Genomic DNA, 24,709 nt, shown 5'->3' with positions numbered 1-24,709 from the left:
CCGGGAGTTGAAGTTCGGGCGCTTCGCTCCCGGTGCCGAAACCACTTCAGACAATCTGGACGGCCACGGCCAGCGAAGCTGGCGCGTGGCCCGTCCGTGGCGACGCAGCGATTACTCGTCGCTCGTTTCTACCGGTGCCGCGAGTTGTCGAACGCGCTTGGCGGAAGTCGACGCCGCCACGCTGAGGTCCTTCTCCGCACTCTCACCCACCTGCTTCACGGCCTTCGTCGCAGTGTCATATGCCTTGTTCGCCGTATCGATGACCGTCGTGATGAACGTCTTCCACGCCGTCACAGCGGTTTCGCTTCCAGCGGGTGCCGTTTTCGCGAGGGTTTCGGCGTAGCGCTGCGCATCGCCCTGGTACTTCTTGAACTGCGCTTCCGCAACCGCCAGATATTCCGCTCGCGTGCTCGAAGCGATTTCGTAAACCTCGCGCCAATATGCCTGAGCCTTTTCGATCGCAGGCTGTGCCTGGCTTGTCTGTTGCGCGATAAACGTTTGCGGCGCGCCGGCCCCAAATGCCTTGACCAGAGCCTCCTGATTTTCCGCGAGACCAGATTTCGCGGCTTGCAGAGTCAGGCTGGTCAGCTTTTCGACTGCATTGACGGTTTTGCTCAGGAGGTCGAACGTTGTGTCGACACTCGCCTTCTGTGCGGCGACGATTTGTTCCGGGGTCGTACTATTCATCACTAAGCTCCATGGAAAAGGCTGAAAACGGCGTTGTTGGATCAATGCACAGAACCTGGCTGGTAGCCACGAACAGCGCAGCGCGGACAATTTGATGCGCCGCAACAATTTCATTCTAGAGTGGGGTCGCCAAATGTCAATGACATAGCTGCCTTTGTCGAGCGCGGCGGCGGCCGAAATCGCTCAAATCCTTTCTAGCAAAGGATAGACGGCGTTATAAGTGAAAACCCCAGGCCCTCTGAAAAGTTAAATCTTCAGAAAATTCAGGGTTAGTTCGACCTTGTGCAACGCGGCAAATCCTGTAGAGTCAAGCACTTTCGACGTGCTGATTCATAAGCGATACAACGGTGGTGCGGAAGCCCACATTCGGTCACGCCGCTGTCACGCGCGACCAGTAACGTCACGCCGCAGTGAGAACAAGAGGCCGTTGAAATATCTATAAGAAAATAAGTCTGAGAGATCCGAGGAATGAATCTGCATTTACAGAATATTGGCCACCTCGAGCGCAGCGTCGAGGACGACCGCTTGAGGCGCGCCTTGGCCGCGCGCCTTGACAGGGCATTCAAGCGAGCCCGAATCAGTTCGGCGCACGCGGCAAAGTGGCTAGGCGTGAGTGAGTACGACGTGCAGTATTGGCGCAGCGGCATTACCGTGCCGCCGCTGAACGCCTGCGCCCGTCTCGCCGACGCTTTCGATCTCGACATTCACTGGCTCTGCACGGGCCAGACTCACGAGATCCCGCGAGACTACCTGCGGGCGTCCAGTTCGCCGGCGCTTTAACACCCACGCGCGTCACGGTAACGGGGAAACGACGAAAGGAACGTTTCGTGCGAGCGCATCTGCATCTCCCGCTTCCCGGCGCTCGGCCGAATGCACTCTCCTCCCGACAGGCGCACCGCACACCGCCCCGCACAAGCTGGTACGCACGCTGCGTTGGCGCGGCTCGCGCACGGGTGGGCCACCGATCCAGGCCCCGGGCTGACGAGCCTCGGCTGCGATAACGATCCGAGCGGCATCGCAACCTATTCACTGGCAGGCGCCTGGTACGGCTACGACATGCTGTGGACCTGCGTGCTGTCGTATCCGTCGATGGTCGCGTTGCAACTGGTCTCGGCGCGTGTCGCCGCCGTTACGGGGCATGGCCTGACGGCGAACATGCGCGCGCATTATGCGCCGGTGTTCTTCTATTTCGCGGTGGCGCGCTTCGTGATTGCGAATACGCTGAACATTGCCGTCGATGTGGTGGCCATGGCCGCGGGCGTCCAGTCTTTCATTCATGCGCCCCTTGCGCTGCTTGCGCTCACTTGCGGTTGCGCATCGATCGCGTTGCAATGTTGTATTCCCTACGCGCGCTATGCACGGGTAGTCAAATGGCTGGTTCTGCCGATGTTCGCGTATGTGGGCGTGATGCTGATCGTCGATGTACCGTGGCACACGGTCGCGCTGCGCTCGCTCGTACCCAGCTTCGTCTGGAAAGAAGATTTTGTGACGATGCTGATGGCCTTGCTCGGCACCACGATGAGCCCGTATCTGCTTTTTTCGCAGGCAGAGCAGGAAGTCCAGCAAGAACGTCAACAGGGTGAACAGCGCGCTACGCTGCGCGATCAACCTTCCCCGGAGCAGCTTCGCCGGTTGCGTATCCAGACCTTGAAGCGCACTGCGCTGTCGAGCGTCGCCGCGTTGTGCGTGATGATCGTCGCCGCGGCGACGCTGCATGGCGCACACGCGCAGCCCGGCGAGCCCGCCGAGATTTCCCGAGCGCTGGAGCCACTCGCGGGTGGGTATGCCGGGCGCCTGCTTGGGCTTGCGCTGATCGGTTCGGCGCTGCTCGCTTTGCCTTCGCTGGCGGGTTCCGCTGCGCAGGCGGTCGCGAGCTCGTTCGACTGGCCCCACGATCAACAACGTGATCGGCGTATTTCCGTGCTGCTCATCGCCCTAGCGACGGTCGGCACATTGCTTGGTCTCGCGCTATGCCTCTCGCATGTCGATCCCGTCACGGCGCTGTATTGGAGCGCCGTCGTCAATGGCATGACGATGACGCCCGTGCTGGTGCTGCTGGTGCTGCTCAGCGCAAAACGCGAAGCGGTCGGTGAAATGGTCGCGCACTGGTCATTGCGGGCGCTCTGCTGGCTCGCGACGCTCATCACCGGTATGGTCGTGATCGCGCACCTCGTCCTGGAAGTGGCCGAGCGCGTGTCCTGACTTGTCCTGATTGGATGTGCCGCGCGAGAGTCGGCGCATCGAACTGTAAGCTCAACGTATCGACGCAAGTATCGGCTTGTGCGGTTAAGATTGCCGGGAACGCGACGAACACGCGAAGGAGCCATGGTGATGGAGGAATCCCGGAACTCGACGCGGCAGAGCGGCCCCAAAGTCGCGCTTGCCCTGCAAGGCGGCGGTTCGCACGGCGCCTTCACATGGGGCGTGCTCGACCGTCTGCTCGAGGCTTCGTCGCAGGCCACGCCACTCGATGTCGCCGCGATCAGCGGCGCGAGCGCGGGCGGGATCAATGCGGCGCTGTGCGCGGCGGGCCTCGCGACCAGCGGCCCAGAGAAAGCTCGCGAGATGCTCGGCACCTTTTGGGAAGCGGTATCGCGTGCCGGCGCGCTGGCGGGCAATGCGCTCCTCGGCTTTTCCGAGCCGGGTCCATTCGGCGGCTGGAATATCGACTGGAATCCCGCCGCCATCATGCTGGAAGCCGTGGGACTCGTCACATCGCCCTACGGCAATCCGTTTTACCGCGATCCGCTCGGGCCGGTGATTCGTTCCGCCCTGACGGAACACGATCTCGCGACGCTCAACACGTCGCCAGACGGCCCGCAACTATTCATTTGCGCGACCGATGTACGAACCAACCAGCGCGCAATCTTCACCCGCCCCGATATTTCCGTTGACGTATTGCGCGCCTCCGCTTGCCTGCCGAGCGAGTTTCGCACCGTGAGCGTGGACGGCGTACCGTACTGGGACGGCGGCTATCTGGGTAACCCGCCGTTGGCACCGTTGATCGACCACGCCCAGGATCTGATCCTCGTCCTCGCGAATCCATTCGTGCGCCACGACATGCCGCCCAAAGATGCGCGCGGCATTCTCGACCGGCTCAACGAAATCGGTTTCAACGCGTCGGTGGTGCTGGAAATCAACGCGATCGAAGCAGTCAACCGCGTGCTCGACTCGGTCGGCGAGGAAGCGGCGCGCAAAAGCCGCTTCAAGCCCGTCAGATTTCACCTGATTCGCGACGACGATTTTCTCGCGAAGTTCGGCTTTGTCTCCAAGAGCAGCACCTCCTGGCCCTTGCTCAAAACGCTGTTCGAGCGTGGACGCGAGGTGGCTGACGTATGGCTCAAAAATGACTATGCGAACCTCGGGCGAGCGTCGTCGCTCGACGTTAAAAGTTCGCTGCTCGATCCGACGCTCAAGCACGATGCCAAGCCGAGCGAGCAGCGAAACTGATCACGACAGATAGTGAGGGCTTGCGGCAGTCTTAAACGCTTGCCCGCGAAATGACGCTCGCGATGGCCTGCGCGACCGTCGCGACGTTGTTCTCGTTGAGCGCGGCGACGCACATGCGCCCGGAGCGGATCAGGTAGACGCCGTGCCGTTCGCGCAGCGTGTCGACCTGATCTGCCGACAGCCCCGTGTAGGTGAACATGCCGCGCTGCTCGAGGTATCGCGCGAGCAGCGCGTCCGGCAGCTTGCCGCGCAGGTGTTCATGGATCTCGGCACGCATGCGCATGATGCGCCGGCACATCGATGCAAGCTCTTCCTGCCACGCTTGCCGCAATGCCGCTGTCGTCAGCACGCGCGCGACGATCTTCGCGCCGTGCGTCGGCGGATTGCTGTAGTTCGCGCGCACCGCGCTCGTCAATTGACCCAATACGCGCCCGGCAATCTCCGGCGACTCGCAAATCACCGACAGTCCGCCGCACCTCTCGCCATACAGCGAGAAGTTCTTCGAAAACGAATTCGCCACCAATGCCGGGACGTTCTGGCGCACGAGCTCACGAATCGCGAATGCATCCGCATCGATGCCCGCGCCGAAGCCCTGATATGCCATGTCGATGAACGGCACCAGGTCCCGCTTCTTCATGACGTCGATCAGCTCCACCCATTGCGCGTCGTTCAGATCGACGCCCGTCGGGTTGTGACAGCACGCATGCAACAGCACGACGCTGCGGGCCGGTAGCGCATCGATGGCCGAGAGCATCGCTTCGAACTTCAGACCGCCGCTCGACTCGTCATAGTACGGATACGCGCCGACTTCGAACCCCGCGCGCTCGAAGATGAAACGATGGTTTTCCCACGTCGGATCGCTGACCCACACCCGCGAGGCCGGAAAGTAGCGCTTGATGAAATCCGCGCCGACCTTGAGCGCGCCCGAGCCGCCCAAGGTCTGCATCGTCGCGATGCGTCCCTCGGCAAGCGCCGCCGAGTCGTTGCCGAATACCAACGATTGCACGGCCTCGCGGTAGTGGGCGAAACCCGCCATCGGCAGATACGGTTTCGGACCCAGCTCCGCGATCAGTTGTCCTTCGGCCTCGCGAACGGCTTGCATCACCGGCAAGCGGCCTTGCTCGTCGTAGTAAATGCCGATACTCAGATTGACCTTGTGCTCGCGCGGATCCTTCGCGAAGTTCTCGTTCAACGTGAGGATCGGGTCGCCCGCATAGGCATCGATATGTTCAAACATGCTAGTTCCTGGATTAGGCCAAAAGATTGCAAAAGCGGGGTGCCTAGCGCGTCGGCACGCCAGCCGGTACCGAGGCGCCCGCGCGCCGATTGCGCAGGCGATAGCCGACGCCCAGCACGGCCAGCCAGACGGGGATCAGATAGACCGACATGCGCAGATCCGGGATCAGCCACATCACGACCAGAATGCCACCGAGGAACACCAGACACAGGTAGTTGGTCAGCGGATAACCCAGGCTGCGGAACAGGGTCGTCTCGCCGGCTCGCGCCTTCGCAACCCGGAAGCGCAAATGAATGATGCTGATCATCGCCCAGTTGATGATGAGCGCCGAAACGACCAGCCCCATCAGCAGTTCGAACGCCTTGCCCGGCATCAGGTAGTTGATCACCACGCAGGCGGCCGTCGCCAGTGCGGACACACCGAGGGCGACGAGCGGAATCCCGCGGGAGTTGACCTTGAGCAGCGCGCGCGGCGCATTGCCCTGGCCGGCGAGGCCGTAAAGCATGCGACTGTTGCAGTAGACCCCGCTGTTGTACACCGACAGCGCGGCGGTGAGCACCACCGCATTGAGCACGTTGGCGACGAAGTTGCTATTCATCGCGTGAAAGATCAGCACGAACGGACTGCCACCGGTGACGACTTTTTCCCACGGATACAGCGACAGCAGCACGCCGAGTGCGCCGACGTAGAAAATCAGAATCCGGTAGATCACCTGGTTGGTGGCGCGCGGGATCGTGTGCGAAGGATCGTCCGCTTCAGCGGCCGTAATGCCGACGAGTTCCAGTCCACCGAACGAGAACATGATGACGGCCATCGACATCACGAGACCCGACACGCCATTCGGGAAGAAGCCGCCATGACGCCAGAGGTTGGCCACGCTCGCGTCAGGGCCTGCATGGCCCGAGATCAGCAGATAGCCGCCGAAGCCGATCATGCCGACGATTGCCGCGACCTTGACGATCGAGAACCAGAACTCGAGCTCGCCGAACGACTTCACGCTGGTGAGGTTGATCGCGTTGACGACGCCGAAGCACACGAGCGCGGAAACCCACGTTGGCAGACCGGGCCACCAGTACTGCATGTAGATACCGACGGCCGACAGTTCCGCCATCGACACGAGAATGTACAGCACCCAATAGTTCCAGCCCGACACGAAGCCTGAGAATTGGCCGCAGTATTTGCCGGCGAAGTAGCTGAAGGAACCGGCGACGGGCTCGTCGACGACCATTTCGCCGAGTTGCCGCATGATGAAGAAGGCGACGACGCCCGCGATCGCGTATCCGAGCAGCACCGACGGCCCGGCCGTCTTGATGGTCTGCGCGATGCCGAGAAAGAGTCCTGTGCCGATTGCGCCTCCTAGCGCGATCAGCTGGATGTGACGATTCTTCAGGCCGCGGTGTAGCGAGCCCTCTTGCTGGTGTGCCACGATGTTGTCTCCTGTGTCCTGCGATGGATTCCGCACGCCACGCCTCGCTTCTCGTCCGCTCTGGTCAGGCAGGCGACATGCCGAGGCGTCACGGCCGACGCTTGTGGCGCCGGTGCCGTGTCTTGCTGGTATCTGTTTTGTCGAAGTGGCGATGAGCCGGTTGCGCGCGCGTCAGACTTTCAGCGTGCCCCGCTCGATCTGATCGCGTTCGAGCGACTCGAACAGTGCCTTGAAATTGCCTTCGCCGAAGCCTTCGTCGCCCTTGCGCTGGATGAATTCGAAGAACACCGGCCCAAGCAGCGGCTTGGAAAAGATCTGCAGCAACAGGCGCGGCGAACCGTCTGCCGTCGTTCCGTCGAGCAGGATGCCGCGCGATTGCAGTTCGCCAACCGGTTGACCGTGGCCCGGCAGGCGGGTCTCGAGCGCATCGTAGTAGTAGCTGTTCGGTCCCGTCATCAGCGGCACGCCTGCCATCTGCAGGTTGTCGATGACGGCGAGCAGATCATCGGTGAGGAACGCGATGTGTTGAATGCCCTCGCCATTGAAGGCCATCAGGAATTCCTCGATCTGGCCGCTACCCTTGCCCGACTCCTCGTTCAATGGAATACGGATCTTGCCGTCCGGCGCCGTCATCGCCTTCGACGTCAGACCCGTGTATTCACCCTCGATATCGAAGTAGCGCAGCTCGCGGAAGTTGAACAGCGTCTCGTAGAAATTGGCCCAATACGTCATGCGGCCGCGATAGACATTGTGCGTCAGGTGGTCGACGAGGCGCAGGCCATGACCGGCCGGTCGGCGCTCGACGCCTTCGACGAACTCGAAATCGATGTCGTAGATCGACTTGCCGTCTTCGAAGCGGTCGATCAGATAAAGCGGCGCGCCGCCAATGCCTTTGATGGCGGGCAAGCGCAACTCCATCGGACCGGTTGCGATTTCGATCGGCTGAGCGCCCAGCGACAAAGCGCGCGCATAGGCCTTGTGCGAATCCTTCACGCGAAACGCCATGCCGCACGCGCTCGGGCCGTGCTCGGCGGCGAAGTACGCGGCCTGACTATTGGGCTCGCGATTGACGATGAAGTTGATCTCGCCCTGGCGATAAAGCAATACGTCTTTCGAACGGTGGCGAGCCACCAGAGTGAAGCCCATCTGCTCGAACAGCGGTTCCAGCACATTGGGGATGGGCGAGGCAAATTCAACGAATTCGAAGCCCATCAGTTGCATCGGGTTGTCAAACAGGTCGGCCATGATCTCTCAGGTTCAGCGGATGATGAATGATTGGTGGCGAGCCACCGGCACCGAGCGGTACCGGGAGTCGGGAAAATGAAAGAAAATTTCTCCATTCGCCTTGCAGGCAAGGTGGTCGGTCCGCTCGCGCGTCTGGCCACGCTCCTATTGCATGCGCTCTCGTCGCAGCGAAATCTGGAATCAGTTTAATTTTTTATCGACGCAATTGGATTTCCTAGACAGCGCAGACAAACCCTTATTTGTGCATTAAAATTTCCTTTTGCTTGTGACTGGGGAAAGAAAAGTGCAGACAATCGACTTCGACCGTATCGACATGCGTTTGCTGGACGTTCTTCAGTCCCAGGGGCGCATCTCCAATCTCGAACTGGCGGAAGCGATCAAGCTGTCGCCTGCGCAGACGCTGCGGCGTCATCGGCGGCTCGAGGAAATGGGCGTGATCAAGTGCTACGAGACGCGGCTTGACGCGCAGATGCTCGGCTTTGGCGTCGTGGCCTTCATCCAGGTGACGATGGAGCGAGGCCATGTCCGTGATCTGTCGAAGTTCAAGCGGATGATCGCGGAACTCACCGAGGTTCAGGAATGCTTCGTCGTCACGGGTGATATCGATTACATGCTCAAGGTCGTGGCGCACGACCTGAAAGCGTTGTCGGAGTTTCTGCTCGATACGCTGATGCGCATTCCGGGCGTGAGCGGCGTCAAGTCCAGCGTTTGTCTCGACGAACTCAAATGTTCGGGCGCCGTTCCGCTTGCGGCCTAGTTCGCTGAATGGCCGCCGCCAACCATCCACCGCTTCCGTGCGGTCGTTCAAACCAATGCTTGACTAACGCGAGCCTCAGCAACCCGTTCGATCGCCACGATATGACTGAGTGCCGCGCGGAACGTCTCGTCGATACTCTGCTCCCCATCCAGCGCGACAATGCCGTTCACCTCGAACACGGCTCGATAGGCCGCCACCTGACGCATCAGAAAGCTCATCGGCGGCGGCTGGTCGTTCTCGTCGTTCCTCGACCGCACGCGGCGGTGTGAGGTCGCGCCGGAAACGTTCAGGCCAAAGGCAACGTCGGGACGCAGCAGATGGCCTGCGATGCTGTGGAGCACGGCTGCAGTCTCGGCGGGATCGGAGCGCGTACCGATTTCCGCCTGAGACGTGAACACGTAGCGGTCGCAAAACACGACGTCGCCGCGTTCCAGTGCCGGGATGATCGTATCGGTCATGTGCTGGACGAGGTCTCCCATGATGGACAGCAGAATGCCCAGCATGTCGATGCGGCGTCGGCCACCGTCGGTCCCGCAACCGCCACTCTGCGTATGCCAATGGCCGTCGACCAGCTCCCGAAACACCGCATCGCCGCGGATCCGTCGAGTCGGTGTGAACGTCGTCACGCAGTTCAGCCCCGCGCGTGTACACGCGCTCTCGAGCCTCTCCATCAGTGACGACTTACCCGCTCCATCCACACCGCACAACGTGACGAGGACGCCCGGATAGCCGTGCGGTTTGAGTTCGAGCGCTTCGAAGCCACTATTCGACATGAGATCACCTCAGACCATCACTTCGCCGGACTCCGCGAGCACCTCGTCACGCACCTCGATCGGCGCCAAGACCGCGGTGAAATGCTTGAGCATCGGCGGTGCCGAGACGATGCGCATGCCCGGGATCGCGGCGCGTCGGTGGTAGACCCGGATCAATGCAGCCGCAACCGCCCCGAGGTGGCTATCGGTGTAGACGCGGCGAGGAATGGCCAGCCGCAGCAGTTCCAGCCTCGGCGGGCTGGCCGTGCCCGTCGACGGATCTTCTTTCAGGAACGCCAATGAGCCAAGACCGACTGCGCGTACCCCGCCCTCCAAATAAAGCTCGGCGGCCAGCGCCTCGGCCGGAAACTCCGAGCGCGGCAGATGCGGCAGGAAGGCAGCCGCATCGACATAGACCGCGTGTCCGCCGGTAGGCCTCAGAATCGGAACGCCCCCGGCAAGCAGTCGGTCTCCGAGCCGTTCGACCTGCCGCACACGGTGCTGAAGGTAGTCGTCGTCGACCATCTCGCGCAGACCGATAGAGAGCGCCTCGAGATCGCGGCCCGCCATTCCCCCGTAGGTGACGAAGCCTTCGTGCAGCACGAGAAGCGGCACGACCTGCTCATAGAGCGTGCGCGACCGTGTCGCGAGCAAGCCGCCGATGTTGACCAGCGCATCCTTCTTGCAGCTGAACGTGCAGCCCTCTGCGTAGGAAAACTGCTCCTTGAGAATGTCCGCCACGGACCGGCTCGCATAGCCGCTTTCGCGCTGCTGGATGAAGTAGGCATTCTCCGCGCAGCGCGCCGCATCGAAGTAGACAGGAATCGCAAACTCATCGGCCAACGCCCTGACCGCGCGCAGGTTCGCCATCGATACCGGCTGCCCGCCGCCCGCGTTGTTCGTCAGCGAGACCATGATCAGCGGAACGTTGTCGCGCCCTTCGCTCTCGATCACGTTGCGCAGCTTCTGCACATCCACGTCGCCCTTGAACGGGTGCTCGACAGCGGGTTGGTAGCCGATATCGCCGACGCACGGTATCGCCGTGCCGCCGGCAATCGAGACGTGCGCCTCGGTCGAATCGAACGGCGCGTTGAACGGCACCACCTGCCCTGGCCGCACGAGGGTCCGAAACAGGAAGTGTTCGGCCGGCCGGCCCTGGTGGGTCGGCAATACATACTCGAAGCCGAGCATGTCGCGCACGGACTGCGTCAGCTTCGTAAAGCTGCGGGAGCCGGCATACGACTCATCGCCGGTCATGATGCCCGCCCACTGGTTCGCGCTCATCGCCGAGGTGCCGCTGTCCGTCATCAGATCGATGTAGACGTCGTCCGCTTCGAGGCGAAACACGTTGTACCCGGCAGCGGCAAGTCGCGCCTGCCTTTGCTCGCGGTCGATCAGTCTGATCGGCTCGACCATCTTGATCCGGTACGGCTCGGGCGGGCTGTCATCTGAAAGCATGGACTCCTCCTGCGTTGAAAGTACGCGGGCGATCGGCGCCCATTCCGGCTCGCCGCCATGCGCGGACGCGCAGTGCCCGCCGTGTCCGTTGTGGTGGGCCGCTTCGAAGCGTTTCTCGATCCGGTTCAGAATCGACCAGTACGCACCCCGCTCACCTTGCGCGATCGCTTCGACCAGCGCGTCATTCGCGTTGTAGTTGAACAGACTCGTATTGGTCCCGAAGAAGCGCCGGTCATTGCCGATCAGATCGGCAATGAATTTCTGCGGCTCGGGGCCCAGTGCGGTCGGCAGATAGAACACCGGGTGCAGCAGATCGTCGTTGCCTTCGATCTGGCCATGAAGATTCGGATTCGCGACGTTCAGGCCTTCTTCGCGGATCATCTGCTCGAGTTCGGTTCCCGGAAAAATCCTCAGCCCGACCGTCACCGAAACGCGCTCCGGATCGACCCGCTTGATGAACTCGATCGTCTCGCGCGCGGTTTCCCGCGTCTCGCCGGGCGCGCCGAACAGCAGCTCGATGATGTGTTCGAGGCCGTGGCGCTTCGCCGTCTTGACCGCATGTTCGATGTCGGCGGCGCTGAAGGTGCGGCGCAGGATCTTCAGCATCGTTTCGCTGGCGCTGTCGACACCGAAGTTCATGCCGACACAACCGGCCGCTTTCATCGCGGCCGCCAGCTCATCGGGGAACGGTTTCGGCATACCGTACGCATACCACTGGATTTTGCCGGCGAGCCCGTGCCGGACGATCGCCGCGCACAGCGCCAGCGGATGCGCGACGCTCAGATTGAATTCCGAGTCGTTGATGTGAAAGACATTGACCCCTTGCTCGACCAGCGATGCCATCTCGGCGACGACATCATCGGGTTCGCGCATGCGCACCGTGCGCCCTTTGATCAGCGGCTCGACGCAATAGATACAGGAGCGATTGCAGCCGCGCTTCGTTTCAATGCCGATCTGGCCGCCTTTGGCGAAATAGTGCGGGTTGTCGACCAGCTCGCGTTTGTGAGGCCCGATCTTCGCCAATGGGCCGCACGTGTTCGGGGCGAGCGGCGTAGCGTGCACGCCGGCCGCATCGCGGTAGACCAGGCCGGGTATGTGCGTGAAACTGCGGCCCTCTTCGAGGCAGGTCAGCAGTTCGGGAAAGCTGAACTCGCCTTCCCGGACGATGCCGAAATCGGCGTCGAGGTAGGCGAGCAGCTTTTCCGGCATCACCGAGTAGCCCGCGCCGCCCATCACGACCGGGACCGCGCGCACACGCCGGAGCATCGCGACGATGTCGCGGATTCTGTCGAGGAAGCTGTAGCCGCTGGAAAAGTAGACGTCGTCGGTATTGCGCAGCGTCACCCCCCAGTACGCGGGCGCGGCCGTGCGACAGTGCGCGGCGATGGCCGCCTCGCAGTCGTCGGAAAAGCACAGGTCGAGCAGATCGAGCTCGAACCCCGCTCGTTCCATCGGCGCCGACAGGTAGTCGAATGCAATCGGCGCAATCGCCGGCTTGATCTGGTTCGTGTTGACGAAGGTGACGCGCTTGGCCATGTTCGGTCGGTTCCAGTGCAAGGGTTCGCGAGGGTTCGCAGAGGTTGGCGGAAGCGCGCGGCTAGACGGCGACGTCGATCGACATCTTCTGGCCCGCCCGGGCCACCGTCATCTCGCTCATGAACTCACTGAACTGATGCATCATCACCGCCGCGAGGTGCTTCGCCTTTTCCTCGCAGTCGGAGAATGCGTAGAAGCCCGGACCCGCGCTGCTCATTCCCGCGTAGACCGCGCCCTCGCGTTGCATCGTTTCGTCGAACTCACGCATCACGTCGGTCCGGAAAATGCCCTCGAGCACCTTCATGTTGCTCATGCTGTTGAGCTCCCAACCGTGCTTCAGAAACGCGAAGAGGTCGTTGCGATGCAGTGCGGGCCGCAATTTCTTTTCGATGAAGTTGCGCCATGCAACGCCGTAGCGCTTTTGCCACTCGACAAAATGCGTCGGCACGAAGCCCGCCTCGGTGGTGCCGGACATGTCCGCGCCTTCGCCATGGGCGCGCAGCGTTTCGGTCGAGAGCGTGTCGTAGTTGCCGACCGCGGTCGTGACCCAAAGGTTTTCCGAACTGAGGTTGCCGAGGAAACGGCCGTTGCCGTGCTTCTCGTCGACCCAGACCAGCCCGCCGAAAAACAGGCACGCTTCGCCGACGCCGGTCTCGAGACCGAAATACACGTGCTCGTCATCCTTCGCGGTCTCGACGTAGTTGCGGGTGATCATTTCCCACATGTCGTGCGGCGAAAACGGTGAGCCGAACAAGGCGTTCAAGCCGGCGAGCGTCGCGGTATTGAACGAGACGTTCGAGCCGAAACCGCTGTGCTGGTGCTGGATGCTGCGCACCCGCTCGACGAGGATGTCGTCGCGAGCGTAGCCGACGGCCCGCTTGAACAACTCGAGCATGTGCCGCCCGCTCGGCACGTCGCAGCCGCCCGCGCCGCCCTTCGTCTTCGTGACGGTGATCCGGTGTCCGACCGTGCTCGTCGACACGCCGAGTCCGCCGCCGCCGAAGCCAGGCGCCATCTGCATGAAATCGAAGACAGCGAAGTGAAGACGCCCTGGCACCGAGACTTCGGCACGATCGTAGCTCGGCACCGCCTCGCGCTCCCAATGCGGCAGCACAGTCAGATTCGCCCCCGGCAGAAACTGCCCCGCTTTAGCCTTCCATGCCTGATTCATTGCCCCACCCCCTTGAACGTACGGATTCCTACGCTAAACGCTTCGCGACCCTCTACCAGATTCCACGAGCTTCGAAATACAACGGGTCTTCATTGGCTCGCGATCTTCACTCACGGTTCGTGCCAGGTCTTCTATTGCGGTACGAAGCGAGCCCTCGTCAGATGCAATGACGCAAGCAGGCAGCCAGATTTCAAAAGGCCGCGCGACACTTCAGAACGTTTAGACGTTCGGACATCCGGGTGAGAAGCGGCCCAGCATTGGAGGTCCCGCAGTCCACCCGCAACCAACAGATTTGCCTGCACGTGTTGGCCGGGCACCGACATCGCGGTGATGGCGACGGTCTCCGCGAACCTGCCTCGCCACCTCGCAGACCCCACCGGAATCCGGCCGGTCCCCGCGCCCGCCTTTTGATATCCGGCCACGCCATTGCGTCATTGCAGTGTTAGAGGACGACCTCCGTTCCGCCAACGGATGACTGGCATGAACCCTGCAAAAAGCATCCGCAGGCAGTAGCCGTCCCAACACGATTCCTCTTTGCCGTAACCGAACCCGAACCTGAACCCGAATCGAATGGCATCGCTCGATCGCCATTCGTGACTCGTCCTCATGAGCATTGACGGGAGCCGCAGATGACAGCAACCCTGAAGAACAACGCGCCGGCGCGACGTCACGTCGATTGGCCGCGCGCCTTGCGGGCGATCAAGGCGCTGAGGGCGAATGTCGACGATATTCAGCATGCCTATGAGGTGATGATCGCGCTCGACGGCGGCCAGATGGAGGCGATGTACCAGCGTTTTCTCGGCGAGCCGGGCGCCGCCGTACTGCTTTCCGAACAACCGTCACTGCTCGGCACGCTCGCGGACTCCGCTGCGCTCTTGCGTTTGCCGGCGGGCTCGTTCGGCCGCGCCTATATGGCGATGATGGAGCACAGCGGCTACAGCGCCGATGGTCTGCTGCAGGCGAGCCGGCTCGCCGCGGGCCTCGAAGAAATCCTCCCCGGCCCGGACCGGCAGTGGTTCATCGAGCGCAGCGGCTGCATTCATGACCTGCTGCACGTGCTGACGGGCTATGGACAGGACTGGGCCGGCGAGACCTCGCTTCTCGCGTTCGACTGCGGGCTCGAACCGATGCGCGCGCGCATCGTGGGTCTGCTCGGCACCGCGTTGACCGCGCCGTGGTGGCCGAACTTCTGGGTGCATCGTTTTCTGCGCCGCGCGTGGCTGCGTGGCCAGCATGCGCGCATTCCCCTTTCGTACCCGTGGGAAGAGGCCTTGGAGCGACCGCTCGCAACCGTGCGCTGCGAGCTCTCGATCGAGCCGCTCGCGCTCGCCCACCCGCAGGGCATCCTGGCCGGCGGCCAGACACTGCCGTGGCGCTACGCCGCGTCGAGCATCGCGTGAACGGAAAGGATCCCAACATGACCAGCACACCGAACAATGCGTCGACGCGAAGCAGCGTGTTCGAAGTGGTACGCACGCAGCTCGCCCGCGTCTGCCGCGAACATCGACGCGACTTCGATGCCGAGATTCACCTCGAGAGTTCACTGATCGCCGATCTCGGCCTCGACTCGCTGTCGCTCGTCGAAGCGGTGGTCGCACTCGAGCAGGCGTTCGGCATCGAGCGCCTGCCGCTGGAAGCGTTGAGCGAAGGATCCGACGAAGCGTACTTCACGGTCGGATCGCTGGTGGATCTGTGCATGCGGCACACGGCGGTCGGTATCGCCGTCGATGAGGGGATGCGCACATGAGCCCGCGCGTTTCGTTGGCCACCCCGGATGCCCATCGCGGCAGGCTTGCCACGACGGCAGCCGCCGTCGGCAACGCGCTCGGCCGGATGCCGCTCGCCTCCGAGGCGGTGCCGATCGCCGGCGCGTTCGTCTGCTCGCTGCTGCTGTACGGACGGATAGCCGGCGTCGCCTTCGAACCGGGCTGGCGTCTCCTGGCCGGCCTTGCGTCGTTCTTCCTGCTGTTCGTCCAACTGCGCCTGATCGACGACCTCGACGACCTCGAGCGCGACTATCCCGCCTGGCGCGCGCCGTCGGCATGGCGCGCGGCACGGCGCACACGTCTCGTCGCCAGCCTTGCGGCAGGCGCGTTGCTGCTCGCCGTGCTGAACATCGGCATGAAGCACGCGTGGGCCGCCGCCGCTGCCGCCGCCGCACTGGCCTTCGCGGCCCCGTTCGGTTGCAAGCGGCTGTTCGCGACGATGCACCCGCTGCTCTGCTTACCCGCTTTCGAAGGCGCGCCATTCGCCATCTTCACGTACGCCTATTTCTTCTGGCGCGATATGGCTGCGCGCGAACTGAATTCGTTCGTCGTCGTGTGCGTAGCGGGTTCGATGTGGACCGGCTACGAGTTCTGGAAGTTCTCGCGCAAGGTCGGCACCACCGCGCCGCAGCCCTATCACCTCCCGGCGCGCGGAATCCGGCTCGCGTTGAATGCCTTCCTGATTCTGGCGCTCGGCATCAACGTGTCGCTCTCGCGCCTGGCAGGCCTCTCGCTAACGTACTCGATCTATGCCGCGACGCTGCCACTCGTGTGGCTCGTTTGGCTCAACGCGTCCTGGCCCGGCCCCGCGAGCCGGCCAGGCCGGCCACGCTGGGCCGGCACCCGCTTCGTCGTCGCCGTCGAACTCGGACTGCTCGCCGGGCTTCTCCTCAAATGACACGCAACCCTGGATGGTCACCCACGATGAATAAGCACGTTCTGGTCACCGGTGCGCGAGGTCTGCTGGGCGCTGAAGTGATCGCCCGGCTGACGGCAATGGGGTATCCGGTCGTCGCCTTTCTGCGCTCCGATGGACCGGTGGTCCGCAACGACGGCACGCCGCTCGCGGCAACGCCGTATCGCGGTCACACGCCGGCTGCCGGTACCTTCTCCTGTGTGCGAGGCGACGTCGCCGAACCCCACCTTGGGCTCGATCCGGACACCTACGCTGCACTGCGCGCGACGACGCAAGCGATCGTCCACTGTGCCGCGCTGACCAGCTTCGGGCGCAAGCCCGAGGTCTACGAGGCGATCAATTTTCGCGGCACCGAGCGCATCGTCGAGTTCGCGCAACGTAGCGGCGACGCGCCGATTCCGTTGCTCTATGTGAGCACCGCCTATGTCTGTGGCGAGCGCCCCGGCATCTTCAGCGAGGACGACCTCGAACTCGGCCAGCGCCTGGGCAACCCGTACGAGCAGAGCAAGTACCGCGCGGAACAGTCGGTGCGAGCGGCGATGCGCGGCGGTCTGCCGGCGGCGGTCCTGCGCCCATCGATCATCGTCGGCGACTCGGCGACCGGCGTGATCCGCAAGTTCGACACGCTTTACACCGTCGTGCGTCTGACGGCCGCGGGACTCGTGCGCACGATGCCCGGCGACTACGGCGCAACGCTGAACATCGTGCCGATCGACTGGGTCGCGGACTGCGTCGCCGAGGCGCTGGCGAAGTTCCCGCTGGTGCGCGGACGCACGCTGCATCTGACCTCGGGCACGCCCACGACGCTGCGCGAAATCAACGACGTCTGCGCCGAGTTTCCCTCGTTTCACGTGCCTCGCTATGTGCCGCGGCATGTCTTCGACGCCGCCGCGATGAAGCCGCTCGAGCGACGTTACTACGACGAGGTCGTGAAACTCTACGAGTCGTACCTGACGCGCCAGGTGCGCTTTGCACGGGAGACGACCGCCGCCCTGCTGCCGGCGCTGCCTCGCGCGACGGGCAAAACGCTGCTGCGCAGGATCTTTCGTTATGGGATCGCGGCGGGCTACTTCGTGCCGCGCTCGGCTTGACGTTCAGGGAGCCTAACCATGTTGATGACTGATCCGATGCTCGCGGAACTCTGGCAAAAATCGCGGGCCGCGCTAGGTGCCCAGTTCGAACAGCGGGCACCGAGCGCCGTCTTTCTCGAAGGCTCGATTGCCGAAGGCTTCGGTAACGAACGCTCCGACGTCGACTTCGTCGCGATCGTCGACAACGGAATCGAGCCGGCCACGATGCCGTACATCCTGTTCATCGATGGCCGCCGTGTCGAAGTCAGGCTGCTGAGTCCGGCACGCCTGCGCCGCGAACTCGCGCAGGTTCGCGAAGCACTGGGCAAAGGCCGTCGCGCGGTGGCGCGCCTGTCGTGGAATCTGCTCGAGCGTTGCCAGCGTTTTATCGGCGGGCTGCCGATCGACAACCCGGCGTTGATCGGGACGCTGCAAGCCGAGCTTGGCCGCGAGGCGCTCTGCGAGGCGGTGGCGCTGTGGTTCGAGGATTTCGCGCGGCAGACCGGCCGCTATGCGGTCGCGATGTTCGCGCTCGGCGAGCCCGACTACGCTCGCGCGTGGATCAGGACCGCCGCGTTTCATGCGGCCAAGAGTCACGTGGCGCGCCTCGGCGAGTGCTACATGAGCCCGAAATGGCTGTCGCTGCAACTCGAACGCGCGGCCGTCGACGCCGGCCGCGTCGACCGTCTGTGGAACCTGCTGCACGCGCCGCGCGAGCAAGGCGCCGCAAGCGGGTTGCTGGCGGCGGGGGTCGCGCTGATCCGTGAGTTCGGTGTCAACGGCGTGAGCCTCGCGGCCGACAACGTGCTGATCGGCCCCGGCAAAGACACGACGACCTGGCAGATCGGCGAACGGGTCCATGTGCTGCGCGGCGGCGACGTCTTCGCGCTCGACGACGAAGCGGCCCAGGCGTGGCGTGCGATCACGTTCGACACGCCATGCACGGATCTCGCGAGCCATGACGACGCTCAGGCGGCAAGCCGGCGCCGCGCGCTGATCGCCGAGTTCAGCCGGCTGGGCCTCGTCAGCCTACGCTGGAAAGGGAGCGGAGAAATCCACGCGCGTCAGCAGGCGACCTCGACGCCGGTGTCCCGTGCGCCGCTGATCTCGATCGACGGCGCGCGCCTCGCGGCCGGGCGCGCGAGCGGTGCGCAGTTGCTGCCGATGCCCGCCGGGCGCTTCGCCGAAGCGGGTCTCGAGATGGTCTGGGCCAACATCGGCCTCGAGAACGCGCGCGAGGACGCCCAAGGTGCACTCCAGCGCGGCCAATGGAAGGTACTCGAGTACGCGCTGCAACGGATGATGCAGACCGCCTGCATGGTCACGCTCGGAGCGCACGGCGTGACGCCGCAGTCGACGATGGAAGAAGCGACGCTCGACGCGATCCGGCTGCTGCCGCTCGATGCGACGCTGATCGACGGCATCCGCGAACTCGAACAGTGTTCGATCGGCTCGACGCGCGATGCACAACGCTGCGTCGCGCTGGCCGATGAACTCGCGCAGCGTCTGCGCAAGCTCGGCGGCGACCCGCAATTTCCGGCGAGCTTCGATACGGCGTCGGGTTGGCGCGGCACGATCCACGCCGCCTACGACTGGATCAACCTCGGCGCGCATCTGCACGCGCGCTTCCCGCAGACCGCCCACGGCGGACGGGGTACCGCCGAGGAAGCGAGAGATCTGCTCGCGTCGTCGAGCACCTGAGCAACGGGGAACGCAATGAAGTTAGACACTATTACGCCTGCACGCGGCCAACTCGAAGCGGCCGGAAGCTGCGCACCCCACGAGGTCAACGCTGCGTGCGACAGCGCCGCCCCGGCAGCATCGTCTCGCGTGATCCTCACCGCGGCGAGTCCGGCCGACACCATCGAACGGCTTGCCGGCAACAAGGGCCGATCGCTGCATCGGCTGGCGAACCTCGGCGCGGCGGTGCCACAGTGGGCGATTCTCGGCACCGACTGCTTTGCCGAGTTCCGCCGCGACGCCGATCTCGACGGAACCATCGCCGCGCTGCTTGGCGACTTCACGCCCGCGAACGCCGCCGCGATCGCGAGCGCGATCCGCGAGGTCGTGCTGACGTGCGACATGAGCGCCGCGTTGCGCGCCGATATCGCGCGCGCATTCGACAGCATAGGAGACGGCCCGCTCGCGGTGCGTTCGTCGGGCGTCGAAGAAGACAGCGCGAGCTTCTCGTTCGCCGGCCAGTTCGACACGTTCCTCGACGTACGCGGCCTCGACTCGACGCTCGAACACGTGCGCCGGTGCTGGGCTTCCGCGTACTCCGAGCGCTCGCTGCGCTACCGGCATCAGCACGGACTCGATATCGCCGGCGCCGGCATGGCCGTGATCCTGCAGCGCCTCGCTCAGGCGGACACGAGCGGCGTCGTGTTCACGATCAACCCGGCGAACGGCAACCGCGACGAGCTCGTCTTGAGCGCCGTCTACGGGCTTGGCGAGGGACTCGTGTCGGGCGCGGTCGACGCCGACACGATCACCGTGGACCGTCATACCGGACAGCACAAGCAGGTGGTGATCGGCGAAAAACATGAACGCCATGACGGCCGCGACATTCGCGAGGTGCCGGCCGCGCTGCGCGAGGCAGTGGCTCTGTCCAACGACGAGATCGAGCGCATCGTGACGACGGCCCGCACGCTCGAAACCACGCTCGGCGAGCCGCTCGATATCGAATGGTGCATCGCGCAGAACCAGCTATGGATCCTGCAAGCGCGCCCCGTGACCACCCCGGTCGCGCCGGTGCCGTCGCGAGCCGGCGAATTCCAGCTGTGGGACAACTCCAACATCGTCGAGAACTATCCCGGCGTGACGACACAGCTGACGTTCACGTTCGCGCAGCACGTCTATGCGCAGGTGTTCCGCGAGTTCGGCCGGCTGCTCGCGATTCCGCACACGCAGCGGCGTCAGATGGATGGCTTCCTCGGCTCGACGCTCGCGTTCCTGAACGGGCGCGTGTACTACAACCTGCTGCACTGGTACAAGCTCTCCGGGCTCGCGCCGTTCCAGGACCTCGGGCGCAAGATGATGGAAGTCCAGATGGGCGTCGACGAGCCGCTCGATCTGGCGAGCTTCGCCGCGCAGATCACTCCGTACCAGACCCGCTCGCGCGCCGGCCTCGCCTGCATCCGGGCGGTGAGCGGCACGAAGTTCGCGTGGCACTTCGCGCGTCTCGAGCGCAATGTCGAACGCTTCCGCGCGTTCTTCTACCCGGTCTACGACGAGTTCGACGCGCTCGACTATCGCTCGCTTCCCGCCGACGCCGTCTATGCGCACTACCGCCGCTTCGAGCAGGCGCTGCTCGCGCGCTGGGGCATGATGATCGTGCTCGAATCGGCGATCGGTCTCAGTTACGGCGTGCTCCGGCGACTGATCAAACGGTGGATGCCCGATGCGCCCGAGTGGCTCGAAGTGGCGGTCATCGGCGGCATGGACGATATCGAGTCCATCGAACCGGTGCGCCGGCTGGCTGCGATCGCGCAAGCCGTGCGCGCCGAGCCTCGAGTCGAAGCACTGATCCGCAGCACGCCGTCAGCCGTTGCGTATGCGGCGCTGCGCGGATGCGGCGCGCCTCAGATCGTCGCCGACATCGAGCGCTATCTCGCCGACTTCGCGTACCGCAGCAACAACGAACTGAAGCTCGAAGAACCCGATCTGCGCGAAGACCCGGGCGTGCTGTTCGATATGTTGAAGGCTTCGCTCGCGCATGGTGCCGTGTCGATCGATCGCACCGCCACCGAAGCGCGCATCGACGCGTTATTGCATGAGCGGCTCAATCCGCTCCAGCGCTGGATTTTTGCCCGCGCGCGCAGCCGCGTGCGCGCCGCGATCCGGGCGCGTGAGACCGTGCGCTTTTGCCGCTCGCGCGCGTTCGGGGTCGCGCGCCGGATGTTCCGCGCGATCGGCGAGGGTCTGGCCGGCGACGGCGTGCTGGCAACCGCCCGCGACATCTTCCATCTGCGCCTCGAGGAAATCCGGGGCTGCTTCGAAGGCACCGTCTCCCATCGCGAGCTGCGCCCGCTCGTCGAGCAACGCAAGCGCGACGATGCGGCCTACCGCGCCATGGACGACCTGCCGCCACGCTTCGTGACGCATGGCCCCGTTGCGGCCTGGCTCGGCAAACCGGCGAACCTCGCCGCGCTGCGCGCGGCGCCTTCCGATGCTTCCGGCGCGACGCTACGCGGCACGCCCTGCTCGCCGGGCTTTGCCGTTGGACAGGCGAAGGTCGTGCGCGAAGCCAACGAGTTCGACGGCGGCATCCTCGTCACCTATCGGACCGACCCCGGCTGGGTCCCGGTATTCGCTTCGGCGACCGGGCTTCTGATCGAGCGCGGCAGTCCGCTGACCCATGCCGCGATCGTTGCACGCGAGATCGGCATCCCGACCATCGTCCAGATTCCGGGCCTCACGACGCGCGTGCAGTCAGGCATGCAGCTCAAGGTCGATGGCCATAGCGGCGTGATCGAACTGCCCGAACCGACCTGAAATGAATTTCCCACCCGCTGACCATTGAAATTGCCTCTGAAGGATATTGCCATGTACCGCCTCCTCAACGATCGTCGCGACCTGCCCCATCTGCGGCTCTATATCCAGTGCGCGCTGCTGTTCATCCCCGCCGCGGCGCTGCTGTATGGCCTCGGCCATTTTCCGTGGTGGCTGGGCGTGGCCTACGTGCTCGTCTGGAACGCGTTCGGCGACCGCTTCACGATGAGCTATCACTGCACGCTGCATCGGCGGCTGTTCAGGAAGCAGCACCGGGCGTGCGAGATCCTGCTCGAGTGGGTGCTGTGTCCGTTGTTCGGTCAGACGCCGGGCACCTTCTATGTCCATCACATGGGCATGCATCACATCGACGACAACCTGCCCGGCGATCTGAGCTCGACGATGCGGTATCAGCGCGACAGCGTGAGCGGCTTTCTGCACTACTACCTGCGCTTCGCCGCGCTGGTCCCGCTCGAGCTGAGCGTCTATCTGTGGCGCTCGCGCAATACGAAGCTGATCCGCCAGCTGCTCGTGGGTGAGGTCGCGTTTTACGCAGCCGTTGCCGCCGCCGCGTACTGGAACCTGCGGGCGACGCTCGTCGTGTTCGTGTTCCCGTTCGTGTTCGTGCGGCTGATGATGATGATCGGCAACTGGGTCCAGCACGCGTTCATCGACCCCGATCATCCCGACAACCCCTACACGAGCAGCACCAATACGATCGACGCGCGCTTCAATGCCCGCGTCTTCAACGCCGGCTATCACATCTACCACCACGTCCGCAAAGGCACGCACTACAGCGAACTGACGAAGGAATTCGCGGCGAATCTCGAGAAGTACGGACGCGAGGACGCGGTCGTGTTCGATCGCATCGACATCGCGCAGATCTGGCTGCTGCTCGTCACCCACCAGCATCGCAAGCTCGCCACGCATTTCGTGCGCCTGCCGGGCGCGCCGGTGCGCAGCGACGACGAGGTGATCGCGCTGCTGCGCCGCCGTCTGCAGCCGATCCGCGACTGGGCGCCGGCCGCTTCGCTCGAACGCTGAAGCTCGATCACACAACGAGGACCCGTCACCATGGACCAGACGCTAGTCGATGCCGTTTCGGCGCTGCCGCGCGGCGACGCTCGAGGCCTTCGCTTTGTCTCCTCGCACGGCGACGAGCACTACTATCCTTACGAGGCGCTCGAGCGCGAAGCGCGCAAGCGTGCGAGGCGCCTCGCGGCCCTGGGCCTGAGCAAGGGCGAGCGCATCGCGCTCGTGATCCTCGACCCGGAAGCGTTCATCCTGAGCTTCCTCGGCGCCTCGTTTGCCGGTCTGGTGCCGGTGCCGATCTTTCCTCGCGGCAGCCTCAACTTCAAGACCCGCACGCGCTATGCCGAAACCGTGAGTCACATCGTGCGCTCGGCGGGCGCGCGGATACTGCTCACATCGGACTCGGCAAAAGAAACCATCGAGGACGTGCTGGCCGTCGACACCGGCCTCGAACGCATCGTGACAGTTGAAGCGCTGGACGACGGCGAGCCGCCCGCCTGCGATTTACCCGCCGTGCAGCCCGATGACCTGTGCTTCCTGCAATACACGTCGGGCAGCACGTCGCTGCCGAAAGGCGTGATGGTCACGCATCGCAATCTGCTCGCGAATGCGCGAGCATTCCTCGGACCGCGCGGCATCGATCTGCGCAAAGACGACGTCTACGTCAGCTGGCTGCCGTTGCACCACGACATGGGACTCATCAGCGTGCTCGGCGCGTTGATCTGCGACTTGCCGAGCGTGCTGCTCGCCACCGAAGCGTTCGTGCGCCGCCCCGGCCTGTGGATGGAGGCGATCACGAAGTACGGCGGCACGATCAGCTTCGCGCCGAACTTCGCCTACGCGCTCGCCGCGCGCCGTACCCGCGACAAGGACCTCGAAGGGCTCGACCTGCGGCCGCTGCGCGTGGCCGGCTGCGGTGCCGAGCCGATCAACGCGCAAGCGCTGCGTGACTTCTGCGCGCGCTTCGAGCCGGCCGGTTTTCGCGCCGAAGCACTGCTGCCGTGCTACGGAATGGCCGAGGCAACGCTCGCGATCACGTTTCACGACCACGGCCAGCCGATCGTCACCGACGTCGTCTATGCGTCAGCGCTGGGGCTCGGACGCGCCATCCCGGCCACGCACGATACCGGATTGCGTTCGGTCGAGCTGGTCGGCTGCGGCCATCCGTTTCCGGGCCACGAGTTGCGGATCGTCGACGAATCCGGGCAAGCGTTGCCCGAGCGCTGCGTCGGCGAAATCGTCACGCGCGGGCCCAGCATCACCGTGGGCTACTACGGCGAGGCCGACGCGAGCGCCGCCGCGTATCGCGACGGTTGGCTCCAGACCGGCGACCTCGGTTATGTCGCCGGCGACCAGCTCTATATCTGCGGCCGCAGCAAGGATCTGATCGTGATTCACGGCTCGAACCACTATCCGCAGGACATCGAATGGGCGGTGGCCGAGTTGCCGAGCGTGCAAAGCCGCGGCGTCATCGCGTTCAGCGTGATGCGCGACGGCGACGAGACGCTCATCGTGTGTGCGGAGGGCAAGCCGGCCGAGGCCGCCACGCTGCGGCGCGCGATCGCGCAGAAGGTCGCCGAATGCGCGGGCCTGCAGGTCGGTCACGTGGCGATCGTACAGGCGGGCAGCTTACCGCGGACGTCGAGCGGCAAAGTGCAGCGCCGCCGGACCAAGGCGCAGTTCGAAGCCGGCGAGCTGGAGGAACACACGTGAAC

Annotated in this window: 19 protein-coding genes; 12 read left to right on the top strand and 7 right to left on the bottom strand. The window is 64.1% G+C overall.

Annotation, left to right across the window (positions count from 1 at the left end):
- Positions 1 to 111 precede the first annotated feature (111 nt).
- Positions 112 to 687: a TIGR01841 family phasin gene (gene phaP / locus CI15_RS27345; RefSeq protein WP_062133964.1), complete on the bottom strand. Its 576-nt coding sequence runs from the start codon at positions 685 to 687 to the stop codon at positions 112 to 114.
- Between the two features lie 609 nt (positions 688 to 1,296).
- Here phaP and CI15_RS37890 point away from each other — a divergent pair.
- From CI15_RS37890 to CI15_RS27330, 3 genes are all read left to right on the top strand, one after another.
- Positions 1,297 to 1,467: a hypothetical protein gene (locus tag CI15_RS37890; RefSeq protein WP_241495950.1), complete on the top strand. Its 171-nt coding sequence runs from the start codon at positions 1,297 to 1,299 to the stop codon at positions 1,465 to 1,467.
- A gap of 90 nt (positions 1,468 to 1,557) precedes the next feature.
- The gene (locus CI15_RS27335; protein ID WP_062133958.1) at positions 1,558 to 2,889 is read left to right on the top strand and encodes an NRAMP family divalent metal transporter; all 1,332 of its coding nucleotides are present in this window, start codon (positions 1,558 to 1,560) and stop codon (positions 2,887 to 2,889) included.
- 129 nt (positions 2,890 to 3,018) lie between these two features.
- A complete protein-coding gene (locus CI15_RS27330) occupies positions 3,019 to 4,137 on the top strand; it encodes a patatin-like phospholipase family protein (protein WP_062133955.1) in 1,119 nt (372 codons plus the stop codon).
- A gap of 31 nt (positions 4,138 to 4,168) precedes the next feature.
- Here the strand turns inward: CI15_RS27330 and CI15_RS27325 are convergent, their stop codons facing one another.
- The 3 genes from CI15_RS27325 to hppD all read right to left on the bottom strand — a co-directional run bounded on the left by CI15_RS27325 (position 4,169) and on the right by hppD (position 8,045).
- The gene (locus CI15_RS27325) at positions 4,169 to 5,374 is read right to left on the bottom strand and encodes an amino acid aminotransferase (RefSeq protein WP_062133952.1); all 1,206 of its coding nucleotides are present in this window, start codon (positions 5,372 to 5,374) and stop codon (positions 4,169 to 4,171) included.
- A gap of 43 nt (positions 5,375 to 5,417) precedes the next feature.
- On the bottom strand, positions 5,418 to 6,800 hold the full coding sequence (locus CI15_RS27320) for an amino acid permease (protein WP_062133950.1): 1,383 nt from the start codon (positions 6,798 to 6,800) through the stop codon (positions 5,418 to 5,420).
- Positions 6,801 to 6,971: 171 nt separating this feature from the next.
- Positions 6,972 to 8,045, bottom strand: a complete 1,074-nt coding sequence (gene hppD, locus CI15_RS27315; protein WP_062133947.1) for a 4-hydroxyphenylpyruvate dioxygenase — start codon at positions 8,043 to 8,045, stop codon at positions 6,972 to 6,974.
- Positions 8,046 to 8,328: 283 nt separating this feature from the next.
- Here hppD and CI15_RS27310 point away from each other — a divergent pair, with 283 nt between their 5' ends.
- Entirely contained in the window at positions 8,329 to 8,802 is a 474-nt protein-coding gene (locus tag CI15_RS27310) for an Lrp/AsnC family transcriptional regulator (protein WP_062133943.1), read from the top strand.
- 47 nt (positions 8,803 to 8,849) lie between these two features.
- Here the strand turns inward: CI15_RS27310 and CI15_RS27305 are convergent, their stop codons facing one another.
- The 3 genes from CI15_RS27305 to CI15_RS27290 all read right to left on the bottom strand — a co-directional run bounded on the left by CI15_RS27305 (position 8,850) and on the right by CI15_RS27290 (position 13,719).
- The gene (locus tag CI15_RS27305; RefSeq protein ID WP_062133939.1) at positions 8,850 to 9,575 is read right to left on the bottom strand and encodes a dTMP kinase; all 726 of its coding nucleotides are present in this window, start codon (positions 9,573 to 9,575) and stop codon (positions 8,850 to 8,852) included.
- 9 nt (positions 9,576 to 9,584) lie between these two features.
- Complete coding sequence (locus CI15_RS37885; protein ID WP_241495949.1) at positions 9,585 to 12,548, bottom strand: tryptophanase; 2,964 nt, start codon at positions 12,546 to 12,548, stop codon at positions 9,585 to 9,587.
- A 61-nt stretch (positions 12,549 to 12,609) separates the two neighbouring features.
- A complete protein-coding gene (locus tag CI15_RS27290) occupies positions 12,610 to 13,719 on the bottom strand; it encodes a hypothetical protein (protein ID WP_062133937.1) in 1,110 nt (369 codons plus the stop codon).
- 629 nt (positions 13,720 to 14,348) lie between these two features.
- Here CI15_RS27290 and CI15_RS27285 point away from each other — a divergent pair.
- The 8 genes from CI15_RS27285 to CI15_RS27250 are packed head-to-tail and all read left to right on the top strand — an operon-like array spanning position 14,349 to position 24,707.
- Positions 14,349 to 15,119 (top strand): Coq4 family protein, encoded by a 771-nt coding sequence (locus tag CI15_RS27285; protein ID WP_062133934.1) that lies wholly within the window; start codon positions 14,349 to 14,351, stop codon positions 15,117 to 15,119.
- A gap of 17 nt (positions 15,120 to 15,136) precedes the next feature.
- The gene (locus CI15_RS27280; RefSeq protein ID WP_062133923.1) at positions 15,137 to 15,466 is read left to right on the top strand and encodes an acyl carrier protein; all 330 of its coding nucleotides are present in this window, start codon (positions 15,137 to 15,139) and stop codon (positions 15,464 to 15,466) included.
- Entirely contained in the window at positions 15,463 to 16,383 is a 921-nt protein-coding gene (locus CI15_RS27275) for a hypothetical protein (protein ID WP_062133920.1), read from the top strand. Before CI15_RS27280 ends, CI15_RS27275 begins: the two co-directional genes overlap by 4 nt.
- A gap of 26 nt (positions 16,384 to 16,409) precedes the next feature.
- A complete protein-coding gene (locus tag CI15_RS27270; protein WP_062133917.1) occupies positions 16,410 to 17,492 on the top strand; it encodes an SDR family oxidoreductase in 1,083 nt (360 codons plus the stop codon).
- An 18-nt stretch (positions 17,493 to 17,510) separates the two neighbouring features.
- Positions 17,511 to 19,172, top strand: a complete 1,662-nt coding sequence (locus CI15_RS27265) for a nucleotidyltransferase domain-containing protein (protein WP_062133914.1) — start codon at positions 17,511 to 17,513, stop codon at positions 19,170 to 19,172.
- 15 nt (positions 19,173 to 19,187) lie between these two features.
- On the top strand, positions 19,188 to 21,965 hold the full coding sequence (locus CI15_RS27260; RefSeq protein ID WP_062133911.1) for a phosphoenolpyruvate synthase: 2,778 nt from the start codon (positions 19,188 to 19,190) through the stop codon (positions 21,963 to 21,965).
- A 51-nt stretch (positions 21,966 to 22,016) separates the two neighbouring features.
- Entirely contained in the window at positions 22,017 to 23,006 is a 990-nt protein-coding gene (locus tag CI15_RS27255; protein WP_062133908.1) for a fatty acid desaturase, read from the top strand.
- A gap of 30 nt (positions 23,007 to 23,036) precedes the next feature.
- Entirely contained in the window at positions 23,037 to 24,707 is a 1,671-nt protein-coding gene (locus tag CI15_RS27250; RefSeq protein WP_062133905.1) for a fatty acyl-AMP ligase, read from the top strand.
- Positions 24,708 to 24,709 lie beyond the last annotated feature (2 nt).

This window comes from Paraburkholderia monticola, assembly GCF_001580545.1.
Taxonomy (GTDB): domain Bacteria; phylum Pseudomonadota; class Gammaproteobacteria; order Burkholderiales; family Burkholderiaceae; genus Paraburkholderia; species Paraburkholderia monticola.
Note: the sequence above shows the minus strand (reverse complement) of the source record. Positions and strands in the feature narration are given on the sequence as shown.